This is a genomic window from Providencia sp. (assembly GCF_052096715.1).
Taxonomy (GTDB): domain Bacteria; phylum Pseudomonadota; class Gammaproteobacteria; order Enterobacterales; family Enterobacteriaceae; genus Providencia.
In genome coordinates, this window is record NZ_JBQDNB010000003.1 from 108,515 (window position 1) to 132,574 (window position 24,060).

The 24,060-nt window shown below is 38.6% G+C and carries 21 protein-coding genes and 1 pseudogene; 9 read left to right on the top strand and 13 right to left on the bottom strand.

Features of this window, described 5'->3' with window-relative positions:
* Positions 1 to 245 precede the first annotated feature (245 nt).
* Positions 246 to 2,789, bottom strand: coding sequence for a DEAD/DEAH box helicase (locus ACTH6U_RS03620; protein WP_441831593.1), 2,544 nt, complete (start codon positions 2,787 to 2,789; stop codon positions 246 to 248).
* 109 nt (positions 2,790 to 2,898) lie between these two features.
* Entirely contained in the window at positions 2,899 to 4,746 is a 1,848-nt protein-coding gene (locus tag ACTH6U_RS03625; protein ID WP_441831594.1) for a site-specific DNA-methyltransferase, read from the bottom strand.
* 811 nt (positions 4,747 to 5,557) lie between these two features.
* On the opposite strand from ACTH6U_RS03625, the gene ACTH6U_RS03630 reads away from it, so the two are divergent.
* Complete coding sequence (locus ACTH6U_RS03630) at positions 5,558 to 7,171, top strand: YfjI family protein (protein WP_441831595.1); 1,614 nt, start codon at positions 5,558 to 5,560, stop codon at positions 7,169 to 7,171.
* A gap of 240 nt (positions 7,172 to 7,411) precedes the next feature.
* Here ACTH6U_RS03630 and ACTH6U_RS03635 read toward each other — a convergent pair whose 3' ends face one another.
* A complete protein-coding gene (locus ACTH6U_RS03635; RefSeq protein ID WP_160229911.1) occupies positions 7,412 to 7,630 on the bottom strand; it encodes a helix-turn-helix transcriptional regulator in 219 nt (72 codons plus the stop codon).
* A gap of 100 nt (positions 7,631 to 7,730) precedes the next feature.
* A complete protein-coding gene (locus ACTH6U_RS03640; RefSeq protein ID WP_441831596.1) occupies positions 7,731 to 8,333 on the bottom strand; it encodes an inovirus Gp2 family protein in 603 nt (200 codons plus the stop codon).
* Between the two features lie 655 nt (positions 8,334 to 8,988).
* Here ACTH6U_RS03640 and ACTH6U_RS03645 point away from each other — a divergent pair.
* The 7 genes from ACTH6U_RS03645 (at position 8,989) to ACTH6U_RS03675 (ending at position 13,196) form a co-directional block, all read left to right on the top strand.
* Positions 8,989 to 9,714 carry a hypothetical protein gene (locus tag ACTH6U_RS03645; RefSeq protein ID WP_441831597.1) on the top strand — a complete coding sequence of 242 codons (726 nt, stop codon included), beginning with the start codon at positions 8,989 to 8,991 and terminating at the stop codon, positions 9,712 to 9,714.
* A gap of 44 nt (positions 9,715 to 9,758) precedes the next feature.
* Positions 9,759 to 10,448, top strand: coding sequence for a transcriptional regulator (locus ACTH6U_RS03650; RefSeq protein ID WP_067405974.1), 690 nt, complete (start codon positions 9,759 to 9,761; stop codon positions 10,446 to 10,448).
* 9 nt (positions 10,449 to 10,457) lie between these two features.
* Entirely contained in the window at positions 10,458 to 10,943 is a 486-nt protein-coding gene (locus ACTH6U_RS03655; protein WP_441831598.1) for a hypothetical protein, read from the top strand.
* Between the two features lie 39 nt (positions 10,944 to 10,982).
* Positions 10,983 to 11,444 carry a hypothetical protein gene (locus ACTH6U_RS03660; RefSeq protein ID WP_441831599.1) on the top strand — a complete coding sequence of 154 codons (462 nt, stop codon included), beginning with the start codon at positions 10,983 to 10,985 and terminating at the stop codon, positions 11,442 to 11,444.
* 68 nt (positions 11,445 to 11,512) lie between these two features.
* Entirely contained in the window at positions 11,513 to 11,731 is a 219-nt protein-coding gene (locus ACTH6U_RS03665; protein ID WP_067405984.1) for a hypothetical protein, read from the top strand.
* A 163-nt stretch (positions 11,732 to 11,894) separates the two neighbouring features.
* Positions 11,895 to 12,296 carry an antirestriction protein gene (locus tag ACTH6U_RS03670; protein WP_441831651.1) on the top strand — a complete coding sequence of 134 codons (402 nt, stop codon included), beginning with the start codon at positions 11,895 to 11,897 and terminating at the stop codon, positions 12,294 to 12,296.
* A gap of 63 nt (positions 12,297 to 12,359) precedes the next feature.
* Positions 12,360 to 13,196 carry a DUF932 domain-containing protein gene (locus ACTH6U_RS03675; protein ID WP_160229917.1) on the top strand — a complete coding sequence of 279 codons (837 nt, stop codon included), beginning with the start codon at positions 12,360 to 12,362 and terminating at the stop codon, positions 13,194 to 13,196.
* A 68-nt stretch (positions 13,197 to 13,264) separates the two neighbouring features.
* Here ACTH6U_RS03675 and ACTH6U_RS03680 read toward each other — a convergent pair whose 3' ends face one another.
* The 3 genes from ACTH6U_RS03680 to ACTH6U_RS03690 are packed head-to-tail and all read right to left on the bottom strand — an operon-like array spanning position 13,265 to position 17,607.
* Positions 13,265 to 15,616, bottom strand: a complete 2,352-nt coding sequence (locus tag ACTH6U_RS03680) for an AAA family ATPase (protein ID WP_441831600.1) — start codon at positions 15,614 to 15,616, stop codon at positions 13,265 to 13,267.
* The gene (locus ACTH6U_RS03685) at positions 15,600 to 16,304 is read right to left on the bottom strand and encodes an ABC-three component system middle component 1 (RefSeq protein ID WP_160229919.1); all 705 of its coding nucleotides are present in this window, start codon (positions 16,302 to 16,304) and stop codon (positions 15,600 to 15,602) included. Before ACTH6U_RS03685 ends, ACTH6U_RS03680 begins: the two co-directional genes overlap by 17 nt.
* Complete coding sequence (locus ACTH6U_RS03690; RefSeq protein WP_160229920.1) at positions 16,288 to 17,607, bottom strand: ABC-three component system protein; 1,320 nt, start codon at positions 17,605 to 17,607, stop codon at positions 16,288 to 16,290. The genes ACTH6U_RS03685 and ACTH6U_RS03690 overlap by 17 nt, the downstream gene beginning before the upstream one ends.
* Before the next feature lie 272 nt (positions 17,608 to 17,879).
* Between ACTH6U_RS03690 and ACTH6U_RS03695 the strand changes: the two genes are divergently transcribed.
* Positions 17,880 to 18,326, top strand: a complete 447-nt coding sequence (locus ACTH6U_RS03695) for a hypothetical protein (protein WP_160229921.1) — start codon at positions 17,880 to 17,882, stop codon at positions 18,324 to 18,326.
* 72 nt (positions 18,327 to 18,398) lie between these two features.
* On the opposite strand, the pseudogene ACTH6U_RS03700 reads toward ACTH6U_RS03695, so the two are convergent.
* The 6 genes and pseudogenes from ACTH6U_RS03700 to sgcC all read right to left on the bottom strand — a co-directional run.
* A pseudogene (locus ACTH6U_RS03700) lies at positions 18,399 to 19,080 on the bottom strand (IS5 family transposase); the annotation flags it as partial.
* 846 nt (positions 19,081 to 19,926) lie between these two features.
* Complete coding sequence (locus tag ACTH6U_RS03705; protein WP_441831601.1) at positions 19,927 to 20,700, bottom strand: DeoR/GlpR family DNA-binding transcription regulator; 774 nt, start codon at positions 20,698 to 20,700, stop codon at positions 19,927 to 19,929.
* 19 nt (positions 20,701 to 20,719) lie between these two features.
* Positions 20,720 to 21,349: an epimerase gene (locus ACTH6U_RS03710; RefSeq protein ID WP_441831602.1), complete on the bottom strand. Its 630-nt coding sequence runs from the start codon at positions 21,347 to 21,349 to the stop codon at positions 20,720 to 20,722.
* A gap of 21 nt (positions 21,350 to 21,370) precedes the next feature.
* On the bottom strand, positions 21,371 to 21,805 hold the full coding sequence (locus ACTH6U_RS03715; RefSeq protein ID WP_441831603.1) for a PTS sugar transporter subunit IIA: 435 nt from the start codon (positions 21,803 to 21,805) through the stop codon (positions 21,371 to 21,373).
* Between the two features lie 122 nt (positions 21,806 to 21,927).
* Positions 21,928 to 22,734 carry a BtpA/SgcQ family protein gene (locus ACTH6U_RS03720; RefSeq protein ID WP_441831604.1) on the bottom strand — a complete coding sequence of 269 codons (807 nt, stop codon included), beginning with the start codon at positions 22,732 to 22,734 and terminating at the stop codon, positions 21,928 to 21,930.
* A gap of 11 nt (positions 22,735 to 22,745) precedes the next feature.
* On the bottom strand, positions 22,746 to 24,059 hold the full coding sequence (gene sgcC / locus ACTH6U_RS03725) for a PTS sugar transporter subunit IIC SgcC (protein ID WP_294104045.1): 1,314 nt from the start codon (positions 24,057 to 24,059) through the stop codon (positions 22,746 to 22,748).
* Position 24,060: the final 1 nt, after the last annotated feature.

A 24,060-nucleotide genomic window follows, 5' to 3' on the forward strand; every position in this document is an offset into this window, starting at 1 on the left:
ACGTCTAGATGTCTACTGTGTGATTTACATAATAAGTGATAAAGAAACGGAAGGTATTCTCTATCGACCACAACAGTACGGGAAGTTATTTACCAAATGATTATGGATGTCACCAAAAAATGGAGTATACCATCCGAAACCTGCTATTGGTCATAGTACGGTTTATTATCGAGCTCGGTGGCCGCCGGAGCGGTCACCTTTAACGAAGTGGCAATACACAGAATTCCTTATAAGGTTTATATGAGCTAATTTAATTCGGACACGATTTCTTGCGACCAACTGTTTTCCATTAACATTCGGAATGACATACCACCAGATGCTGCTTCCAAAGTGAGTTCTCCCGCATCCACCGCCGTTTTAACGTGTTCGGTCAACAGTTCAAACAACTGACGTTTGTATTCAGTGTCATCATTCCCTTTCAAATGCTCGCCCTTGGTCTCCAACACTGAGAAACGGTAACTGCCCGAATCAGGCTCTTCGATACACACCAACAAGTCAGGATAAACTTTCTGCTTTTGCCATCCCTGAAGACTATATTCACGTTGATTTACCGCTATACGGTGCCACCAATACACTGATTCTTGTTTATCCAAATACCAAGCAGTTTCTCGCTCTAGGTTATTAAGCCCATTTTGATAGACTTTTTCAAATAAGCTTTTTTCTAGCTCGGAGCCGTCCTTGCGGCGAAGCACTTGCTCATGCTCCATGACATTTACTTCTAACGTTTGCGCCAGTTCCCAATTCAGTTTGTCATTGTTTGATGTGAGTAATCGAAGAGAAATATCTCCCTTATCCAGCTTGGCTCTGAAGATTTGTTCCGATAATTGAATAACCTGTTGTTTAATATCTCGTTTCATTTCCTTGAGTAGTTCAAGGCGATTGGTGAATAACGACTCTTCACTGACACCATTCTCACGCAATATGTTTAAAGTGTGCGTTAACACCCGCATTGCTTGCCATGGATTGGGGATAACATCAGTAAGCTGGCGGACCATATAGGAAATATCCAATCCCATACTAGTATTAAACTCTATATTTTCTTGCACGGGGTCAGCTAAGTCCAATTCACCTTGGTTATTTTTTGACATTATGTAGTCGATACGGGCAATGGTACGCTGTAACTTGTCATTAATTAACTGAAAATTATCTGCATTCAGATATAACAAGGACTCCCAATCTAAGTCACCCAGAATATCTCGCTCGTAATCGAATAATCGGTAGCCGTCCTCGAAACGGTTATCTCGATGCAAAACCCTTGGCAAAAATACTTGGGGTAAGGAGCGAAAACGCTCTCTAAGAAATAAAATTTCTTTGGTTACAGCTGTGGAGGGTTTATTAGCTTCAGAAGCTTTGACCTGATTTGCCACATCTCCCATACCTTCTTCTTCTAAACCTTCCTTAACACCGGCAACGGCATTCATTACGTCTTGATCAAAGGTGTAGACATAACATTCATCTAAGCTTGGTTTTTGTGTTAGACGCGCATGTGGCTGGCGTAGTACCCGACCAATCATTTGGGTAATTGCAGTTCTTGCTGTCATCTTAGATAATACTGTCAACACATAAGCGAAGGGGCAATCCCAGCCTTCACGCAATGCATCTTTGGTAATGATGTACTTCACAGGGCATATATCACTGAGCAAATCATCATCACCCAGTTCGTCCTTGTCCGACGTTTTCAGGCGGATTTCATTTTCATTCACGCCCAATTTATTCATCAGATACTCACGCGCATCTTCAGCGTGAACAAAAGCCGAATCACGCTGATCTTTACCTGTACGCTCTACACGGATCAGCATGATAGGGCGAATATAACGACCTGTTTCGTTCTGAAACTGCTGAGCATCGAGATCAAGCTCACTCAGTTTAGAGTGTGCTAGCGACAAAGTGTTCTTCCAGTCACTTTTATCTTCGTTAATTAAGTTGATTGGCAACTTAATCATTTGTTCATCTTTCAGGGCTTGTCCCGATACGTTGACCAATACATTTGAATGGTGTTTGCCGTTTGCGTTAGGAGTGGCTGATAGTTCAAGAATAAACTTTGGGTTGAAGCCACAAAGTGTATCTCTAGCCGTGTCGCTGTATGCCTTATGACCTTCGTCAATGATAATCACTGGACGGACTAACCGTAATACATTACCTAAACTCTGCTTCACCGATACAGAGCCTGGCGCGATGCCTTCCTGCCAACCATAATCAGAAAGGTCGTTACAGTCTAAATTGCGAATTTGAGTCACTAATGATTCATTAGCCGTCGTATCATCCTCTATAGGGAAAAATGTGGTGAATCGACCGCTATCTCGAAACATACGTAGTGCTTCTTTGGATTGGCGTGCACTGGATTGTAGCATCAACAACATTACACAAAGATTTTCGTCAATATCTCGCTTTGTAAACGCATCATTCTTTTCGAGCATTTTGACTCGTCCACCAGAGGCACGTTCTAGTATTTGCCGATACGAATGCTCACGATTAGCTAATTGCTTCCATGTTTGCTTATATATGGCGTCCGACGGTACCACCCAAAGTACCATGCCTGTTTGTTGTGTAAATAAGTCAGTTTGCAGTCGTTCAATCGCTGCTACACCCAATAAAGTTTTACCACCACCAGTCGGTACTTTAAGGCACACATTAGGGATAGGTTGTTCTAAACCATCGAACCTTGATACATATGGTGCAGGCACAAAATGACCACTTTTATCTTTAAGTAAATCAATTCGGCGTTCCTGTACCAGCTGTTCCCAAGCGTCTTTGGTATAGTCATTTATGCGTACGTCTTTACCCTTCATTTTTTGAAAGGTAACAAAATCTTCCGCTTCTTCTTTACTATCTGCCAGAGTTTTCAGGTAGTAATCAAGATTATCCAGAACACCATTTTGATAGTCTTTTAACTCCATGTTACGCCCCCATAATCCGATGAATGGCGTATGGTAACTGGCAAAATTCAATACGTTTTTCAGTTAAGTCTTTTTGGCTCATAAACTTAGCAACAGCAAAAACGATAGTTCTTTTTTTCGTTGTGTTAGTTTTTGTAATGATCTCAACCTTGTCAGCGTTAAGTGCCGCTTCATTAGAGCGTAGCCAATCACTATCAGGGCGATAGAATAAGTGGATACGGAAGAGATCTGTTTCACCGATAAAACCATCCGCAGAGGTCTTCGCTACGGTTTCTAAAGACTTCCCTGTTGCGGTATAAAATACATAACGTGCCAATGCGTCAAATGATGGCATTTTTTCGCCAGTCAATAAGCTGTCAATTTGGATAGGCTCACCTAAGGTACAATATGTGAAGCTACCACCAATACCTGGTGCTAATTCATCAACTTTTCGCTCACCAGTCACGGTGAGTACGCCATCTTTAAGCTCTTTTTTTATCTTATCGAATTTACTGCTATTCTTCGTTTCAATTTGAGTGATTTTTTTTAACAACTCGGCATGTTTTTTCTCAAATATAGACCAGCTAAGCTTTTCGGAAAATAATTCCAGTTTTTGATTTCCCTTAAATGGATAGCCTTTAATCACACGACGAATACGTTCAGCTGTAAGTTTATCTGCATAGTCCTCACATTCAATCAAGATAAATTTACGTTTTCCATTATCTTTTTTATTGGCTTCCAGTACTGCATGTGCAGTAGTACCTGAGCCAGCAAAGGAATCTAGTACTATGGAATTTGTTTGTGTTGACAGTCGCAAAATTCCTTCGATTAATTTTGAAGGTTTTGGTGTATTGAAAGGTTTCACTCCACCAAAAATGCGTTTTATTTCTTCAGCTGCGCCATGGTTATGACCATATTCCTCTGAAGTTAACAGAGTGCTGACTGGTTTTTCAATTTCACCTTCAAAATATTGCTTAACCAAAACCTCCCATTCGCCATTTTTAGATTTTTGAATCAATAATTGTGAATCTTCTTTACCCAATTCTGCTAATACTTTTTTCTTATCCCAGCGCCAAGTTCCCTCGCTTCCGTCTGGTTTAATAGGAAATATATCTGACCCATCACTTGCAGGTATTGCATAAAATGTATTCGGGCGGTCAATTCGTCTTGAATTCGAACCTTCTTTTCGTAAAGATCTTAATCTGGCTTTTTTTCCGTTAAGAGGGTCGATATAAGTAAATTGTTTCTCTCCTTGATTAACTGTAATTGTATTAAAGTTAATCTCATCTTTATCTTTTGCGAAAACAAGAATTGAATCAAAATCTTTACTAAAGCCTGATGAATCCATCCTGGAGCTATATACCTTCTCCCAAATCATATGGGATACAAAATTATCTTCACCAAATATCTCATCACATAATAATTTCATTCGATGGCTTTCATTTTCATCGAGAGTTATCCAGATGCTTCCACTTTCTGCTAACAATTCTTTAAGAAGAATTAACCTAGGCCACATCATGCATAACCACTTATCATGGCGCTCTAGATCTTCTTTATCCACAGGGTTAGCTGACTTTTTAAGCCACTCTTGCATGAGTGGTGAGCGCACATTGTCGTTATAGCACCAGCCTTCATTACCTGTGTTGTAAGGCGGATCTATAAAGATACAGTCCACCTTACCTGCATGGGTTGGCAGCAAAGCTTTGAGAGCTTCAAGGTTGTCACCATAGATTATCAGGTTGTCATTAAGTGAGGGCGCGTTGCCTTCTAGTGGCAAAGATTTTTCGGTTTCAACTTTTAATTCGCGAAACGGCACACTCAGGTGATGTGAATAAACAAATTGCTTACCTTTGAAGTCCAAAGTTGGCATACTTATTCCTTAAATTATTAATTGGTTCTAATAGTTAAATTTTGCTGGTTTTGCCCCCAGATATCTAGCTGTTTTATCTCTCTCATGATTGTAATCATTTTTGTCGTATAATCAGCGAGATAAAGAACCATCTAATAATTCAAGGGGGTATTTTATCTAACAATAGAATAACACATAATCATCTATTATTCTCTCCAGCACCCAGTTCTCCACTTGTTTGCCAATTATCCATTCATCCATCTGTTCTTCAGTTTTCATCTTCAGGGCATTCGGCCAATCATCTAACGGAAAACCCAACATCAAATCATGCCAATACAGCCATATCAATTTGGGGCGTAGCCCAGGGTTATTGAACTGGTTAAATAAGCTAATCAATTTGTTGGCAAATGAATTTTATCCAAGTCGAATGCATTCGCAGAGAAGAATGCCCTCCAACATTGGGTGGTAACGCAGTAGGTAGCTATCAATATCTAGGCTCATACTCATATCAGATAGTACAGATAACGGCTTAGGGAGCGTTCTACCGTGAATTAAACTGTATAAGACAGCGCGTGTGTGCTGTCGTCATCAGGAAAGCGTATATCAGCCACCGTCAGCTGGTGGCTATTCTTGATGAAGGGATGACACATACCCAGACAAACAGCTAACTTAGCAAAGCCTTTTTGGACAACTTTGAAATGAATATTGTTAGGAAAGAGTATAGTGGCTTATTTTTAATGACAAATCCATTAAGGATATGTTGGCTTTCACCGTTATTCCTTTTATATTTCTATCAACAAGCTCACAATGCACAACAAAATAGGATATGGTGATGAACTCATCTAACCAACAGACCCCCAGTCCAGCGGAATACCTTGCTTCACTGGTAGAATCAACAAGAAAGGCTCAAGAACTACAGAATATAAATACGTCATTTCCTCTAGATGCCTTACCTCCAATTTTAAAAAATGCTGTGATTTCACTACATCTAGACACCAAAATACCAGTTGAATTAATTAGCCAAGTCATTTTAGCTGCTGCATCTCTTGCTTGCCAATCAATAGTGAATGTCAAACCTCATTACAGCCAAACACCAGAGCCATGTGCACTTTATTTTTTAACGCTTGCCGATCCTGGTGAAGGAAAAACGACTATCAATAAGTTAGTTATGAAGCCTTTTTATGATTTCTCTGTAAAAATGAAGAAGAAATATGATAATGATTTAGTCAACTATGAACAGTCATATAACATTTGGAAAATCAAAAAAAAAGTATTAGACAATAATTATAAGAAAGCCATTGAAAGAAAGTACCCAGGAGAATTGGAATCCGATGAAATAAAAAAACATTTATCTATAGAGCCTCAGAAACCAAAGCGTTTTCAGTTAATTTATGATGATGTAACAAAGAATGGGCTTATTGAAGGGTTACAACAACACCCTAATGCGGGTGTCATTTCGGATGAAGCCATTACCTTTTTTACGGGGTATTTAAAAAAACACATAGGCTTATTAAATAAGGCATGGGATGGTGAAACATATTCATTTAGTCGAGCAAACAATGAATATCATGAAATAAAATCTTGTTTGACATTTTCTTTACTAAGTCAGCCAAGTATATTTACTGAGTATTTAAAAAAACAAGGTGATATTGCAAGAGGGAGTGGTTTCCTTTCACGCTTTCTTTTTTCATCCGTGATTAGCAATCAAGGAACCAGATATTATTCAATGAAAGGCCGTCCATCAGAGGAAAATATTTCAGCTATTAATGCTTTTTATGAGGAAATTAACAACCTACTAAATCTTCAAAATGAAACTCACCGTGATAAAATAACAATAAAAGCAAGTCAAGATGCTATTATAGCATGGGCTCAAATAAAAAATAATTTTGAACAATGGAGTAGCAAGGGAGGTGCATGGTTTCACATTAGAGATATAGTATCAAAATCAAGTGCAAATATTTACCGATTGGCTTCAATATTAAAACAATTTGAATCCGAAAAAAACGAAATTAATTTAAATCGACATGATATTAAAAATGCGAGTCATATAATCTATTGGAATTTAGAACAAGCTAGTAAGTTGTTTTATCCATTTTCAGAAAAATACAAAATAACTCTAGATGTCCGTGAGTTGTATTCATGGTTGAAGTCAAACTTTGAAAGTAATAACTTTATGGTATTTTTGAAAAATGACATATTAAAATATGGCCCTAGAAAATTCAGAAAGATTAACATACTTGATCCCATTCTAAGTATTATTGTCAGTCAAACAAATTTTCGTGTTATTCGAAGCCAGTTTAGTGGTGCATTATATATTTCAATTCAATTAGAAAATGGATGCATTGCATGCCCATTGCCAACCACAACGTATCCTATTCAATATTCGATTGTACCAATAATAAATACAAACAATGACGCTCCTAATATTGATTTCAGTGATTTATAAAATAAAATAATTAGAATTATTGATTTATTGTCATGGGTAGTAAGTTATTCCCCCCTTTTATCTATAAGGGTAAAAAATAATCAAAATTATTTATTTTTGACTGATAAACATGGCTATTGCGGCTACTATAGCCGCAATAGCCATGTTTTAATGCTTGTTACTATATTTTTTGTTTTATTTTTGAACGATACATGTATTGATAAAAAATGAGTAAAATAAGATATTTAGCACATTTGTTAATCATTTCTCATGGTCTCTTGAGGATGTTATTTTATCATTTAACCAATTTTCAACTTCACTTTTCAACCATCGAGAGCTACGCCCTAATTTAATCGGCTTAGGGAACTCACCTTCTTGAATGAGTTTATAAAACCATTTATCCGTTAACCCCGTAAATGTACAAATAAATTTCATATCTACAAATTGGTCATTGAGTAATGAATACGATTGTGATGTCATAATAATTAGCTCCTGTCTTGAATTAAAAGGCAGAAGCAATATCGATATTAAAATAGGGATATTACTTCTCAAAGTATATCCCGACTTTGTTAATAAAAACTTATTGGCTACAGCCAATTGAACGAAAGCCACTGTGATAGGCTTTTGTATAGTCTTTCGCTAAATAGTGGAAAGCCTGCCGTAGCTTATTTAATTCAAATTGAAGATTGGTATTATTACAATTATTACAATTATTACTTTGATATTGAACAAGGTGATATTTACCTGAAAAATGGACTAATCCTGATACTATTTCGAATTTAATATTTAATGCACTCTTCCATGCTTGATTAATCAATGCAGCTAAATTACCGTCATTCTTCTTGTAATCGCCAAGAGAGTAATAATTATCTTTGTTTAAAAAGAGTATCACATGATAATGTGGGTGATGACTTTCACTCCCTACCTCCCTAACCCAAATATAATCCAACTTTTCAGTTAATGCTTTCTCCCATAACTTACTCTTGTTTTTTACATCCCATTTTATTTTTTCTTTCAATGACTCAATAAATCGTGTGATGACTTTGGTATCATTGTGATAATCACTATTTCCGCTAGGGAAACGTAAGTCTATTCTAAAAGCAGAGACTCGTTTCTTTTCGCTTAATACACGCGATAGTACCTGATTCATTCTTTTTAGATAATCCTGATTAACTGTATACATAATCCACTCCTGTTATTTGTTGTTATATTAAAAGTGATTAATGTAATGTTTTACACTTTAAGGTTAACTGTGATTATTCATAAATAAATTGCTTTTTAATGTTTATTAGTGATAGGTTTTTAACGTAATTCATTGACATTAATAAATATCATTTATAGAAGAGATATACATATTAACTATTCTAATTATGATATTCATCATGCCTAAACTATCTATGTTTAATTCCTTGTGTATATCTCTGCTTTTTATTTATTTAGTTATGGTTATTTTAATACTGGTTTATATTCCGTTTCTTATTTATATATACTACTATACCAACGCATGTTAAAAGCACTTACTCTTGTAGAGTAAAGAATATAACTGGTATATTTTATTGAATTCACTCTGAAGTTATTTATTAATAAATAATAGAGGCCATGTTTTTATATTAAAATGAAATGCGTTGTAATAGAAAATATTCTCAAATAATTTGAGTCCTACATTACATTCATGAATACACCTAACTTAAACACTTAAAGAGAAGAGACAGCCACAAGTTTTACAATGACATTCCTTGGTACGATTATTTAACTATTTCGATGAAAATAATTTTTGATGTGACATACCCTGTCTAGTGACTTTGTTATGCTCTATGCCTTTATAAGGAGCCAACGTTATGCATAAGCACAAGATTGATCCCGATTTAGCATTTATCATCCATTTACATGATGACGATTTAGTCTTATTGGCTTCTTTTTTGTTTAAAGAAAATAAGCAAAATCGAGTAATGGAAGAGTTTAAAACCTCCTCTATTCCGTTTTCACTTGCGACACGTTCACTCTATTTAGATTATATTTTTTCAGCATTTCACATAGTGAGTGATGAATGTTTATTAGTATCTACTTTTAACTTTTCTCGTAGTTCATATCGTCACCGATTACAAGATTTGTGTGCCCGATTAAATATCAAAGATGGGATTAAAAATGATATTGAAATTCTAGAACTCAATTTACTCATGAAACTGATTGAGAAAAGTATGAATGGGCTTAACCAAAACGACTTGTTAATTATTTCCCGAGATTTACAGCTTAATCTCTCAGAACCCACTCCTATACAAATTAAGGTTGCACTCACTGCCGCAGTGAAAACATCAAATAGCGTTGCACTTGAAATCGCCACAATGATACTCAGAAGTTATCTTGAAATGTGTGGAAATATTTCAGTCCATCAAACTGTTGAATTAACACACCATTCACTCATGTCATTGAAAAAGGCCGTCAATACCACACTACAGTCTACTTGGCTGATGGAGGCGATATCCTCTCCCAGTCAACGTCAATTTCCACTACCCATTTATTTTATTGTGGCTTATCTACGCCAAAAATCCTTTATTCTTGCTTAGCGTTTAGCAAGGCTTTATCTGTGTTGTCACTGGTAGGAATCCTTATGGCACAACCTTCAGCCCGTCATGAACGATTGGTACATCGTCTGGCGTATATTTTAACGCAATTATTCAAAGGGGAAACGTTATACCTCAATAGGCTAGCCTCGGAGTTTAATGTCTCGTACCGTACATTATTACGCGATTTTAATGAACGATTAGTCCACCTCGATTTGGAACATTTTCAAGGCGGTTATCGATTAGCGGGGGGATCTGCTGTATTACGTACAGATAGCGATATTCTCCAATTTGCCAATATCACCCATGTCGCTCAGCTTTTTCCTGTCTTGGACAGAAAGTTGCTGTCATTACTTCTTAATCGCCAATCTCATGAGTCTCCTTATAGGGTGTATCACTCGCCGCCTAAGGCTTTACCTTCACCTTTTGGTGGTTTTGCTATTGTGACTCAAGCGATTTTAGAACATCACTTTATTCATTACCGACACGAAGAAAAAATGTATCGCTGGGTATCACCCTATAAGTTGACTTATTTTGACGGTGTTTGGTACGTCTGTGGGGTCTATAAGGGATCTATTCATGCCATGCCATTACTGCTGTTGCAGGATATTGAACAAACCTCTCGTTGTTTTCATCCAGATAACGCAATTACCCAACAAATAGAGGAGCCCACATTTATCCAAGCATTACCCTACTTTCAATATATCAAAGGGATATTACATCCCACACACGCTTAGGAGCATTTTATGACATTTTATTTACCAGATTTAAAACCGCAATTACGCACGGTTATCGGTGGAATATTGATCCTCTTTTCAATCTCAGCACACAGCACGATTGCAGATGAGCAATGGGGGGATTGGTATGGCAGTACAGGAATGGCGTGGGATTTGAGTAGCAACAATGCCCAAGGGGAAACACTAATGTTTGCTTGTCATGGCGGCGCATTCCATATTCGTATGACGACGCCTGAGTATCGTAATGACCTTATGGCAGACGATACAATTTCACCTGTCACTATCCTCATTAATCAGTCCTCATATGAGACTGAACGTTCTAATGTCTCGCATGGTGATAATTATCAATTATTATTTGAACAGCTCAAAAAGACAACCCAAAACGATACATTGCAATGGGTGTCCTCACCGCTGACGTCGGCATTATTTTCAGCAAATGGGCTTGCTGAAGCAATGGCCGATACAGATTACCAAGACTGTATTGAGCATCCTTAGTGATGATTTTCTATAATGACTAAAACAGGAATATTAATTATGTCTTCACGTTTCGTATTTTCAATAATGACTTTATTAATGACATTGATATCAACCTCATCAGCACAAGCCATTACGTTGCGTGGTGAAATTCAACCGGACCGTTATACCTATTATTTAACGGATCAATATGCACAAAAATTATGGGCAATGAATCGAGATAGAAATAGAACGATCCGATTTAATCTTCCACCAGGTGAGCTTGTCGCGCAAACCGATGTCAGCTTTGCTTATCAACATCCAGCCCCCACCGCAATAACGTGCATTAGCAGCATCTATTATAATCAAGGGGCTCGGGCAAATTGGCTAAAAGTAGCTTGTATTGATAATAATGGACTGGAATATAGCACCCATCAGAAATGGCCTGACACATCGATTGCTAAGCGTGTTTGTAAAGTTGGTGAAGCCAGATGTGATGCTTTTTTAACCATGAGTAGCGATAATTGGTCGGGTCCGCAATAAACTGGATCTGCATTTTTATTCATATTTCCTAGCCAGCTTTTGCTGGCTTTTTCTTTTAGGGTAATCCAATGTCAGTATTAAAACTTATCGCCACAACAACAAGTGTTGTGGCCTTGTCCTATGTGACCCACTACGCACAAAAGAAAGTAGCGGAAAAAATGCTCATTGAAGGGCAATTTTCAGAAGCTGAAATCCAAGCAGCACGATTAGGGGCCGTATTTACGTGTACTACTCTGATTGGCGGTCCTCTTGACCAATTACTGAATACACTATTTTCAAAACATTAAACCACCATTTTTCCCATACATATTTAAATAACCTTATTACGGTAGGCCTTTGGGTCTACCGTTTTTATGTCGATTAAAAACAACATAGAGGATTTGTTCAATGCAGCAAAAGCGACATGCCGTAAACTCAATGAAGGGCAGTGAGGATTTTAATGCCAATTTGATGACGGGTAATCGAGTTTCTGACCACCAGCGTACGAAGTTCTGGCAAACCTACTTCGGCACAGTAAAAGGCTTCGCCACGTTTGAAGTGGTGATATTTACTATCATGGGTCAGTTCTGTGATGAATACACTGACGGTTATTGGGAATACTGCACCTTACCCAACGATGGCGCATTTATTTATCCAGATTTAGATCATGAAACGTTAACACTGTTCAATATGCACAATGGCAATGAAGCGATACTCAGCCCTGAAGCGGCAGGTGTCGCTGTCTGCTTAATGCTGTATAGCCAGTGGTCGTTTAGAACGGAAAGTGAAGTCTTAGTTGACCGTTTCTACCAGCTTCGTGACTATGCAATTCAACATCCTGAAAGTTCAGCTATTTTCCATCTAATCGATTAATTCCCTCTAAATTCATTCTTCTATTTTAACTTATCTTATTTAATTAATTTTAAAGGAATTCCTATGACTCGTTTAGCTTCCCGATTTGGTGCGGCGAATAGCATTCGTCGTGACCGCCCGTTAACCATCGAGGAATTATTCCGTACTGTACCGAGTGTCTTCTCTGAAGAAAAACACGAATCCAGAAGTGAACGATACACTTATATTCCAACCATTACCTTACTCGATAGCCTTCAAAAAGAAGGTTTCTACCCGTTCTTTGCCTGTCAGACGCGTGTACGTGATGCTAGTCGTCGAGAACATACCAAGCACATGTTACGACTAAGACGGCACGATCAAATCACAGGTATTCAAGTACCTGAAATTATTCTCTTAAATAGTCACGATGGATCAAGCAGTTATCAGATGTTGCCGGGTCTATTTAGAGCTGTATGTTCGAACGGTTTGGTTTGCGGAGATACGTTTGGTGAAGTGCGTGTGCCACATAAAGGTGATGTTGTAGGCAAGGTGATTGAAGGGGCGTATGAGGTGCTCGATACGTTTGAGCAAGTGGCTGAAAAACGCGAAGGTATGCAGTCGTTATTGTTACCGCCACCAGCACAGCAAGCCTTGGCACAAGCAGCTTTGACTTATCGCTTTGGTGAGGAATATCAACCAATTACAGAGGAGCAAGTATTACAGCCTCGTCGCTGGGAAGATAAGAAAGATGATCTTTGGACGGTATATCAACGCTTGCAGGAGAATTTAATCAAAGGAGGATTATCGGGCCGGAACGCTAAAGGTAAACGAGCCCGCACTCGTTCAGTGAATGGTATTGATGGGGATATTAAATTGAATAAAGCACTGTGGGTGATGACGGAAAAAATGCATGAATGTTTTTCTTGCAGAGAAAGAATATAGATAATAGTAGCACATTGTTTTTGCATAAAATAATGTGCTTGCTATTTACTTTATAACGATTTTATTTATTAAGTATCAAAGGACAAACGAGACTGTTCCATAAAGTTGATCCGGCTTGCATACATGCCGAATTTTTTGTATTTATAACGGAAATAAGCTGACATACGATCTTCATGTGTTGACATGATGATCTGGCGATCTTGGAATTCAGTACGCAGTAACTCTATAAATCCTGCTACATTGATTTCATCTAGCGTTTGGACAGGATCGTCTACAAGTAATAGAGTGTGTTTTGCGTATCGCTTGTTCAGCGCGAGCGTAAATGATAACACTAGTGCTGAAAGCTGGCCCGAACTCATGGAAAAGACAGCATCATGCCCATGCCCTGGCACTTCATTGAAAGCAATTGAATTTCCGTCATTTTCTATAAAAATACCTAACCCCTGCTGATAACTTTGCATAAGTCTGCCAGAATAGATATGAAAAAGGATCTCAATCTCTTTAACTATGGATTCAAGATACAATCTTTTTTCATTTTCATAGATTCTTTTTAGTTTGTGTAGATGCTCTTTAAAACTAGTGGCTTTTTTGAACAGAAGATCTGATTTTTTATATTCTAGCTCACACTCTAAGATAAATTTAGAAGATGCAATGGCATGTTGTTGTCCCAGATAGACTTTCTTAAATTCAAGCTGTTGGGGGGTAACTCGTTCAACAGCTTGTGGATCATTTTTAAAGATTTCACGATAAATCCTCTCGTAATCATCAAAAATGCGGCTATCGTCTACGGGTTTAAATCTTTTACGGATCTGATGTTCTAGTTCATCTATTGTTTGTTGTGTTACAAGCTTGAAATCATCAGACAGAAGATTATGAATATCAATTCCTGCATCGTGAAGTTGTTGATAATAATTTTCCAGCCATTGGATTTGCTCCTCTGACAGGTTTGCGAGCTGGCGCTTACGTTCAATGATCTCTCTCTTTTGCCCCAGGCATGGCTGCAGAGCAAGTTCGATAGGTTCTTGCCAATTGAGTCTGAAGCTTAATAGTGATTGTGAGAATTGATTATTTTGTTGATCAGCTAAAGTTTCAAGTGATTTGCTCTGACTTTCTATTCCTTCGAGAAGCGTTTTTACCGTCGGCCAAGGATGCCCACATGTCGGACAAATATTTGTTGAATCGCAATGTGATTGATGTTCCCTGAATGCATTTACTAGTTGCTCACGCGTTTGTATTAGTTTTGCGTAGCATTCCTGAACTTTGTTTGCGGTGGTTAACTGTTTTTTTAGTTCCGCAACCTGTAACAGAAATTCTTCTGGTGTAAGATGAGGCGGAAGGAGTGGCACCAATGGAGCCGTGATTGATAGAAGATCCTCGCTAATGGCCTTTATTATATCTTTGAAGGTATCACTTATCTCTAGCGCAGCATCGAAGCAAGCGACCTCTGCCACCCATTTTTCTTTGTGTTCAAGGGGGCGATAAAACATTAACAGACGTTGTTGTAGTTCTTTTCTAGGGAGGAGCTTATGCACCAATTTATTATTATGTAATTGGTTTTTATAATTCTCGAAATTATCTGTAAAGCGCCTTAGGCGAAATAATTCTCCATCTGCTGATAGCCACTGTTCAAATTGCTGTACATCAAACTCTACTACATCGCGATCCCATGGTTGATCTGTAACAGTAATCATTCTTTCGTATGTGACAGAACTGCCCGTCGGTAACAACTGCTGCTTAGCAGTTTCCCATTTATCCTTAAGTTGTTTCCGTTCCTTATTTTTCTGCGGATTACACAAATTTCCTATTTTAGCCGACGCTTGTGTAATGTTATTAATTTTATCTTGAATTTCGCCAATATCGAAAAGATGTGCAATCTGACCCTGCCTGTCTTTTTCTTTTTGTTTTAATAACCGCGTATTTTCTTCTTGCTCGACATAATGGAATAATTCAAAATCGCGCTGATACTGCTCACCGAGTAAGGTAGAAAGATAAGTTTCTTCCTGTGAAATGGCTTCAACCCGTTCGGCATTGAAGCTTGCTAGTTCATAAAGGTGTAAGCTCAGATCAGCTATACCTTTATGTTCATCTAGTGCAGCTTTACTGGCTGCTCTCTCAAGAAAATGACTCTGGCCATCTACTACAATCTCTGCACGAATTGAAAGCCAGTCATTGTCCTTGGCTTGTTTAAATAACCAAGGGCAGCCTGTTTTCAGACTACGTCGATCCACGGTCAGTTCTTCAAGCTCGATATAGCGACGGATTTTTCCTGTCAGCAGGAGCTCCATAGCATCAAAAAAGGATGACTTACCGAAACCGTTAGGGCCATCAAGAACGATGAGGTGATCACTCTCAAGTGTTAACTCAATCCTTTCAAAAACTTTAAAATTACGCACTTCGAGGCGTTTAATGATCACTTTCATAGCCAACCTCTGATAATTTCTCATCCATTAAGGTTAATAAATTTTCCGGCAGCATATTCGGCGATGATATCTGATTTGCTAGGGAATCAATAGCCGAATCTGTTGCAACCAGTATATTAGGATTAGTTGTACGCTGGATCCTTTCCCTAATATTTCGCTCGAGGCTGGTTAGATCTGAACTACCCGAACTATTAACGGAGATAAAGGGAAGCTTTATTGCAATTCTGTATAATAGACTTTGCCAGCCTCCTTCTAGGTAGTGTGATTTATACTCAGTAAAGGTATTAGGGGCAGTAATTGATTCTTGGAAAACGGTTGCAAAGCCCTTAATATCAATCTGTTGACGTAGTGCTTCGAATTCTTCGGTAGTGTAAGGAAGTACATGCTTTTTAAAGAAGTAGCTATCTTCTTCTATATGGTGAGCTTGCTTACTGGCGAGCACTTTGCTGCTGTCAGTATTCCATACAATCAATAAGTTAATATTTTTTTCAAGAGCAGGATCGACTGTAGAATTTTTACATTTACGTAGCCATTCAGCTTGGATTTCAGGAGTGATTATTGGTTCGCCATGGATTACCAACCAATAATTTGTTTTTCTAGTACTATTATATTCGTATAATGCTAAGTCTGCGGAGAGATTACGTGTCAGGCCTTCTGACTCCAGTAACTGTTCAATCAAGTTCTGCATCTTTCAAACTCTCAGGTATATTGTTTAAAGAAACCATAGCTACCTTCTTATAATTTCCTATGCGGTTTTCCCTTAGTAATTCGTGTTCAGTGGTATCCATATCCTCAGCCGAGTCAATACCTACGATCACATCTGAGATTGAATCTCTATCTATGGCGCTAGTAATAAGTGCACCAGATTCAAATAAGCACTCTACATCTTCGTTAATAGCCTGTTGCATGATGTCGTGACATATACTTGCCTGATGTTCTGCAGCATGGTAGATACCTGTGGGATAGTAGAAAATTCCTTCATTTAACCACGAAAATGTAACCGCAGAATCTTCATTACGTGCAGCCTGAACTAGTTTCCAAAAAATCTTAAACATACCAAGTCGCATTGCATCACTATCAATTGATTGGTCCTTAAATTCACTAAGCGTTTTAAAACGTCCCTTTTTATGTGGCATAGTTGCCCTTAGAAAGGCCTTCATTTCTTCAATATTTAGCATAGTAATAGTAGCCAAATAATCATCTAACTTTTGGCATGCTGCTTGGGATAGGCCGTCTTGGCGTTCACAAAACTCTTGGAAGTATGTACCAATATCAATTTGCAGACGGCTAAGGAAGAATGCCTCATTCTCAAATTGAACATAATCTTCTGCTTCAATTACATTATACAACTCAGAAAACTCAATAAACTCATTGGCTGCTATCGTAGCCTGATGACTATTGGTAGCCTCATGTATTAGACTATGAGTTATTATGACTTTTGAATTAACTATGCTTTCAAGTGTATTTTGAATTTTATCAACAAGATTAGCTTTCCAATTAGGTAGTGATACAACGTCAGAAATTAGGTTGGTAAGTGTATCCTTAATCAAATTATCCACTTCATTTAGTGGGCAAAACGATTGTTCGATACGTCCGTTTGTATCAGGAGGGATTGGGTAAGTATAAAATCTCACAGGTTCATAGTCAGCTTCAAACCTTTCTGGGATATTCCTTATCGGGCGTGCAACATGAAAATAAGCGAGTGCTATTCTCCGTTGCTTCGCATTATCCCGTTGAGTCGAAATGCCATGGCTGTAGGCAGAAAAGAGCGTATCCTTATACGCTTTGACTTGATGCATTGATAGGCATTGATGTTGACGAAAAATAGCGAAATCATCCTGACTTTCTAACTGCAATTTCAAATCCCGGTTCGTTTCATAGTCTGCGGACATCATCTTCAGACAATGATATAGCGCCAGTTTGCCCTGATAAACAAACCCGCTCCAGGTTGAAATCGCGGTATGCGGAAGAACTTGAGGAGCTACTGCCATGAGATCCCTTATAAACATAATTAAACATTAACTAAGATTCTATCTACATAGAGATTTATTTGGATTAAGTATATAACCTATTTATAAATATGGCACTACAAAGTGTCGGGTTTAGGTTAGAACGCAAAGACTAGAAGATTAGATATAAAATTTATTTATGTTTTAATCATTGTCAATTTAGTCACATAAATGCTTAAAGAAGTAAGATAGCATTCGAAAAAGTAGTACATGTAACATGTGCTATCGAAGGTTTTAGCTAACTATGGGGATTTATGATTAAAAGAGAAAGAAGCCATCGACAGAATTCAGCATTATCCGCTCGAAGAAATTTAGGATTAGAGAGTGTAGTTAAAGCAGACCCTGGTTTTTCATGCCAAGGAAAGGTTGGTGAATTTATTGACTTTTATCTTCGTTGTGAGGTTTTTGCTGCAAAATTGCAATCTTTTTATCAAAAAGATAAAAATTTAAATAATAAAAGTACATTAAATATAGGTACTTTAAGAAATACTTTGGAACATTTTAATTTATATTTTAAATATGAGTCTTTAGATTTAATTTATAGGGGGGGGACAGGAAAGAGAGGGAGCAAGAGTGCCAGACAACTTAGGAATGGTTATCTACATCAGTTGTCAGAAGCTGATAAAAATGAGATCGAGCAGCGATATTCGGAATATGTAGAATTAATGAAGCTTTTTTTGCAACTTAGATTAACGTTCTAGCAGATAATAAAAAGTATATTCAATCCTTATTCTTTATTCAAAAAATCTAGGGGCGTTAATGGAATGACTACTATTCATCCAACTGTGCGTTCTTTCGACGACCCAGCGATGGGCTTTGAAGCCCATCCATGTTTTTACTGGCGTCAGACTCTTCTTTACGGGACTGGATATGCGGCTCGTAGCAGCGGTTCTGTCGATAGGTTTTCAGCCAGCCTGCATCGTAACCTTTGTCCAGGCAGAGCCTCAGTTTTTGTCCCGGAGGTCCCTTCTGAAGGGCATCGAGTGTATCTGTAACCAGTTTGATGTCGTGCGTGTTTGCTGCTGCAATAACCAGTGACAGGGGAAGTCCGTTGGCGTCCGTAAGCAGGTTGCGTTTTACGCCTTGCTTCCCTCTGTCCGTAGGATTTAGGCCTGTTTTTTGTTCCCGACAGCGATGATTTAGTCATGCAACCGTCCATTGACAACCATGACCAGTCAATATCGTCCAGATGTTCACAGGTAAGCAGACCGTTCTGCCAAAAGCGTTCAAAGACACCGGCATCACGCCATTCCTGGAAGCGCCGGTGTGCTGTGAGCTCGATGAACATATCCCGGTGGCGTTTAGGGTGTTCCACTGGCAACCAGTTCTGAGCACAAAGAATATGACATCCATGGCAGCACGGTTATCAACTCACTTACGGTGAGTGCCGAGCGGATGATTGGTTTTGTGCTCAGGGATAAGCAGTGCTATTTTTTCCCAGAGTTCATCGCTGATCTGCTATTTGCCGCCTGTCACATTTTCACCTTCAGAAATTACCCGTTACGATGTTCTGACAATACCTTCTGGGATAGGTTCTTAGTGTTAAAACTATTATTTAGCAAATATATTCCTTGGTATCACCTATTTTATACTATTGATGAGTACTAGTTTGAATATTGAAAGTAATTAAATAATTTTAGGGTATAATCTGGTATGCTAAAAGCATCGAGGAAAGCTTACAGCGCATAATCGGAAAGCAATCTATTACAAGTTTTGTATTTTATTTATCACAGTTATTAAGTAGTTCTCGAAATTTTAATGTTTCTTTTCTGATCTCATTTATTATTTTCATGGTTTTGGCTTATTGGCATGTATTAGGCTGACAAAGTATAGACCAAGTGTTGCCCTAATTTTTATATCTATCAATGCAATGTTTTTAATGTGGGTACATTTACGGGTACAAAAAAAATCACTAAAAATATGTTACTTAAATTTCATGTTGTTAGTCTTTATGTGCGAGTCCGGCCTTCGCACCGAAATCTCAGAAATCAGCATATTTTCTAAACCTTAAAATTTGATATATAAGGTTTATCTAGAATTTAACCGTCAAACTCATTTTGTTGTTATTTATTCGTTTTAATGGATTAGATTTTTCCTGCTGAGATGGAATTCATTTTGATAGTATAATTGGATAACTTCCTGATAAATGGGGAGTCATCAAAGAGGCTAAGTGTGTTTATTATAAAGTGAAAATGCACACTGCTCATGTATTTTGTATTAATCCCTAGCCAGTTGAAATATAAAATAGATTTTTTAGTTAAATAATAATCACTTATTAATTTTTATTATCTGATGGTGACATTAATAACCGCGCTTTAATTCGCATCCGGCTTGTTGGTAACGTTGTTGAATTTCATTGGGTAATGCACTGTTGCTAATAATCGTTTTAATGCAGGATAAGGTTGCGACGGCATGGGGCTCAAAGGTATCAAACTTGGAGTGATCGGCGAGCAGAATAACTTCTCGTGAGCGTGCGATGAGCTGACGTTTTACACCGACTTCAAACATGGTGGCATTGGTAATGCCCATTTCGATTGATAGGGCATCGCAGGACATAAATACACGGTCAACTGCAAATGCATTTAACATTTCTAATGCTAAACTTTCTCCCACAGTGAAATAACCGGGTCTGATTAATCCGCCAATAATATAGCTTTCTATATTGGCAAATGCGCCCAATTGATTGGCGATTTTTATATCATTGCAAATCACTTTTACCTTAATATCATTAAGGCTTTTGGCTAATTCGAGACAGGTTGAGCCTGAATCAAGGAAAAAACAATCTCCTTCATGAATTAACTCTCGGGCAATTAAGGCAATTTCTCGTTTAGCTTTACAGTTTAATGAGCGCCTAACATCGAATTGAGATTCTTTATCTGCCGTACTGTCATCGAAATCAAGACGACCATGAGTTCGCGTCATTCCTGGGTAATGTTCCGCAATATATTGAAAATCTCGACGAACAGTGGCTTCTGCGCAATCAAATAGCTCAACAGCTTGTTGAGTAGAAAGTTCGCGACATTTCCAAAGGTAATGCAGCATTTGTTGGATCCGATCCGATTTATACAGGCTCATAGACTGTTTCCTTTCGAATTTAATGTCTTAATTGGTCTAATGTTAGTGTTAAGTTCTCGGATGAAAACAGCGTTCTTCCTACCACTAAGTGTTTTGCACCCGCGGCTTTTAATAATGAAATGTTATCAAAACTGACTCCACCATCAGCCCAGCATTCCAGTTGTGGTAATAACTGTGCAACTTGTTGAATTTTATCCACCATAGCTGGAATAAATTGTTGGTTTTGACCATCAGGCTCACTTGTCATGATCATCACTGCATCAAGTGTTTTATATAGATATTGATAAGGTGCAATTGGTGTGGCTGGATTGAGAGATAATCCTACTTTCGCGCCCATATTTTTTATTTCAGTAATAATTTCTGATGGATTTTGAACGCTTTCGGGGTGAAAAAAAATCCACTTGGGATGAAATGGAATGAGTTCTCTTATCCAAACTAGTGGCTGAGATACCATTAAATGAACGGATGTCGCTTGTTTTGTGGCGAGAGAGATAGCCTTTATTGTTTTGATTCCAAAGGTGATATTGCTGATAAAATTGCCATCTTCAATATCTAAGTGTAGTGAGCCGATATTTTCATTGGCAAGTTTATCAACAGTGGCTCCTAGCCAAAGGGGATCAGCTGAAGTTAAAGAAGGATGTAGGATCATAATTATTTCCTTATGTATAAATCAATGTGCATTTAAGAGCATGAAAACCTCATTGGGCGTTTTAGCGAGACGAATTTCATCTAGCAAGATTGGGCTATCAATAATTTGAGTAATATGTTGTATTAATCGAATATGATCATCACTGTGTGTGGCACAAACACTGATTAATAACCATACAGGGTCGCAATCTTCATGACCAAAAACCACCGGATGACGAAGGGTGGTCAGCGTAACTTGATTATAAATAGCACCTTGTTCTGGCCTTGCATGTGGCATTGCAATACCGGGAGCAATCAGATAATAGGGCCCCCAGCTTTTGGTATTATCAATGATGCCTTGTAAATATCGTGGCTCAGCAGCGCCATAGGTGATTAAAGATTCACAGGCTATGGTGAGCGCCTCTTGCCAATTATCAGCAAGTTGGTTGGTTTGGATCCATTTGGCATCGTCAATCATTGGTTATTGACTCCTTTAAGGTTCGGTATATGCTAATTCACGAGGAGCCGCCTACCTTTTGGCGAAGATTGCGGCCCCTAGTATTATTGTTCTAGGAGATAAGTTTTTTACTTATCTCCTTTTTATTGCCTGATTGCATGGACTTTTTCCATAAATCTCTCCACTCTTGATTGATCAACAAAGTTGGCAAAAATGCCGTCTTTTTTGAAGGTTGTTGCGGTAACACATCCGTCAGCGATACTGAGCTGTTCTTCGACATTTTCAAGACAAACCCCGGTGTTGGCGAAAACGACGGTATTGGGTACCGTATCTTTAACTTGCTTTAGAATGGCACTATCGGTTTTTGCGCCTGCTGTTAATCCTGAAACACATAAAGCATCAGGTTTATTGTTGAAAACGGTAGATTTTGCAATGGAGCAAATGTCTCGACCACCAAGATAAACGGCGGCTTCAGGGACAATATTGAACAGCGTTTTTACACCACTGGCACCAATACGATGTTGATGACGAATAGTTTCTCCTACGTTGGTATTCCATACGCCAAAATCACTTGCATAAGCGCCGGTAAAAATCTCACGAATAAATTTGGCGCCTGTTGCCATGGCTAAATCAAAGGAAGCCAGGGGATCCCAAAGTACGTTAACACCAAAAGGTACGCGTATTTCCCCCATTAGCTGACCGATAATTCGTGCCATTGCCGCAGTTGTTTCGGGTTTTACTTTAGTGAGATACGGCAAGCTGAATTCATTCGAAAACATAATGGCGTCTACTCCTCCATTTTGTAACGCCATTAGGTCGTCATAAGCTCTGTCTAGTACCCATTGCATATTATGTTGGGCATTAAAATCTGGGTCACCGGGGAGCGCGCGTAAGTGACACATCGCGATCACGGCTTTTTCAGTGCCAATAACTTCCTTTAACCAACTCATTTTGATGCTCCTTATTCAGGTAATTCACGATTACGTAAGAAAATGACGACGCAGGCGACAATTCCCACTGTCACGACGACGCCAATAAGACCAAATGACATTAATTCATAGATAGACCAACCGAACATGTTTCCGACGGATAATGCGCTAATCTGAGAGCCATTCTCAGCAAAATTGAAGCCCCCGTTACGTGCCATTTCAGTGAAGAAAGGGGCAAATTGGCTTGCGATCAGTAAAACGGTACTCATGACTATCACACCACTGATTAAGGTACGTAATAAGTCACCACGATGTATTACGGTTGCCATACAGATAAAGAACGGAGCAACAGGTAAATCAGCAAGAGGGAGGACATTATTCAGCGGTAAAATGCTGGCTAATATCAACATAATAGGAATAAGAATAAGGCCAACCGCAATGGTCGTCGGGTGTCCAAGTGTGACGGCGGTGTCTAAACCAATATAAACTTCACGGTCATGAAAGTGCTTTTGAAAAAATTTACGAGCGCCTTCTGAGATAGGGATTAATCCTTCAACAATTAAGCGGATCATTCGAGGAAAGAGAACCATAATCGCGGCCACTGTAATTACGAGAGTCGCACAACCTTTAAAGTCTTCTCCGGCAGCAAGTCCAAATAGTAAGCCTAGTACCACCCCAATAATGACGGGGTCGCCTACCATGCCGTAGCGTTTTTGGATTGATTGCGCGTCGACGTTCCTACCTTTTAAGAAAGGAATTTTTTCATAGATTGAATCAAGTAGAACAAAGAGTGGGACAGAGCTAGAGCCATACCCTTGCGGAATCGAAATACCTTCTAAACCGACGATGGCTTGGACACGTTTTGCTGTCCAGTCTGCCATTTTTAAGGACAGCATCGCGTGACACATTGCTGCGATGATACCGTAGCTCAAGCTTCCTGTTGCAAGTTGTACTACTGTACCGGTGATTGCGTAATGCCAGTAGTTGTAGATATCGACGTTCATTGTTTTCGTTAGACGAGTGAACAATAAGCCGATATTCAGTAGAAAGATGATTGGAATAATCATCGCGCCAATTGCTGTTGCATATCCCACCCCTGATGCGGGGCCTGCACCAACATCTAAGACGTGTAATGTTAAACCGAAACGTTCAATCATGATTTTGATAGGGGGGCTTAGGCTATCGATTGCCATGACAATCACCAGCCCCATACCGACAAAACCAATCCCCACTGTAACGCCTGCTTTAATAGCTTGTAGCAATGGGATGCGAAATATTAATCCAATCACTATCATGACGATTGGGACAAATACAGTACCGCCTAGAGAAAGTATATAATCAAACATA

What these genes read in the sequence shown, in the direction of transcription:
- ACTH6U_RS03685 (WP_160229919.1), bottom strand. Translation starts at nt 16,304, where the DNA reads ATGCAGAACTTGATTGAACAGTTACTGGAGTCAGAAGGCCTGACACGT.
- ACTH6U_RS03635 (WP_160229911.1), bottom strand. Translation starts at nt 7,630, where the DNA reads ATGACATCACAATCGTATTCATTACTCAATGACCAATTTGTAGATATG.
- ACTH6U_RS03630 (WP_441831595.1), top strand. Translation starts at nt 5,558, where the DNA reads ATGAACTCATCTAACCAACAGACCCCCAGTCCAGCGGAATACCTTGCT.
- ACTH6U_RS03650 (WP_067405974.1), top strand. Translation starts at nt 9,759, where the DNA reads ATGGCACAACCTTCAGCCCGTCATGAACGATTGGTACATCGTCTGGCG.
- ACTH6U_RS03695 (WP_160229921.1), top strand. Translation starts at nt 17,880, where the DNA reads ATGATTAAAAGAGAAAGAAGCCATCGACAGAATTCAGCATTATCCGCT.
- ACTH6U_RS03680 (WP_441831600.1), bottom strand. Translation starts at nt 15,616, where the DNA reads ATGAAAGTGATCATTAAACGCCTCGAAGTGCGTAATTTTAAAGTTTTT.
- ACTH6U_RS03665 (WP_067405984.1), top strand. Translation starts at nt 11,513, where the DNA reads ATGTCAGTATTAAAACTTATCGCCACAACAACAAGTGTTGTGGCCTTG.
- ACTH6U_RS03690 (WP_160229920.1), bottom strand. Translation starts at nt 17,607, where the DNA reads ATGGCAGTAGCTCCTCAAGTTCTTCCGCATACCGCGATTTCAACCTGG.
- ACTH6U_RS03715 (WP_441831603.1), bottom strand. Translation starts at nt 21,805, where the DNA reads ATGATTGACGATGCCAAATGGATCCAAACCAACCAACTTGCTGATAAT.
- ACTH6U_RS03645 (WP_441831597.1), top strand. Translation starts at nt 8,989, where the DNA reads ATGCATAAGCACAAGATTGATCCCGATTTAGCATTTATCATCCATTTA.
- sgcC (WP_294104045.1), bottom strand. Translation starts at nt 24,059, where the DNA reads ATGTTTGATTATATACTTTCTCTAGGCGGTACTGTATTTGTCCCAATC.
- ACTH6U_RS03670 (WP_441831651.1), top strand. Translation starts at nt 11,895, where the DNA reads ATGACGGGTAATCGAGTTTCTGACCACCAGCGTACGAAGTTCTGGCAA.
- ACTH6U_RS03660 (WP_441831599.1), top strand. Translation starts at nt 10,983, where the DNA reads ATGTCTTCACGTTTCGTATTTTCAATAATGACTTTATTAATGACATTG.
- ACTH6U_RS03620 (WP_441831593.1), bottom strand. Translation starts at nt 2,789, where the DNA reads ATGAAGGGTAAAGACGTACGCATAAATGACTATACCAAAGACGCTTGG.
- ACTH6U_RS03655 (WP_441831598.1), top strand. Translation starts at nt 10,458, where the DNA reads ATGACATTTTATTTACCAGATTTAAAACCGCAATTACGCACGGTTATC.
- ACTH6U_RS03640 (WP_441831596.1), bottom strand. Translation starts at nt 8,333, where the DNA reads ATGTATACAGTTAATCAGGATTATCTAAAAAGAATGAATCAGGTACTA.
- ACTH6U_RS03705 (WP_441831601.1), bottom strand. Translation starts at nt 20,700, where the DNA reads ATGAGCCTGTATAAATCGGATCGGATCCAACAAATGCTGCATTACCTT.
- ACTH6U_RS03625 (WP_441831594.1), bottom strand. Translation starts at nt 4,746, where the DNA reads ATGCCAACTTTGGACTTCAAAGGTAAGCAATTTGTTTATTCACATCAC.
- ACTH6U_RS03675 (WP_160229917.1), top strand. Translation starts at nt 12,360, where the DNA reads ATGACTCGTTTAGCTTCCCGATTTGGTGCGGCGAATAGCATTCGTCGT.
- ACTH6U_RS03710 (WP_441831602.1), bottom strand. Translation starts at nt 21,349, where the DNA reads ATGATCCTACATCCTTCTTTAACTTCAGCTGATCCCCTTTGGCTAGGA.
- ACTH6U_RS03720 (WP_441831604.1), bottom strand. Translation starts at nt 22,734, where the DNA reads ATGAGTTGGTTAAAGGAAGTTATTGGCACTGAAAAAGCCGTGATCGCG.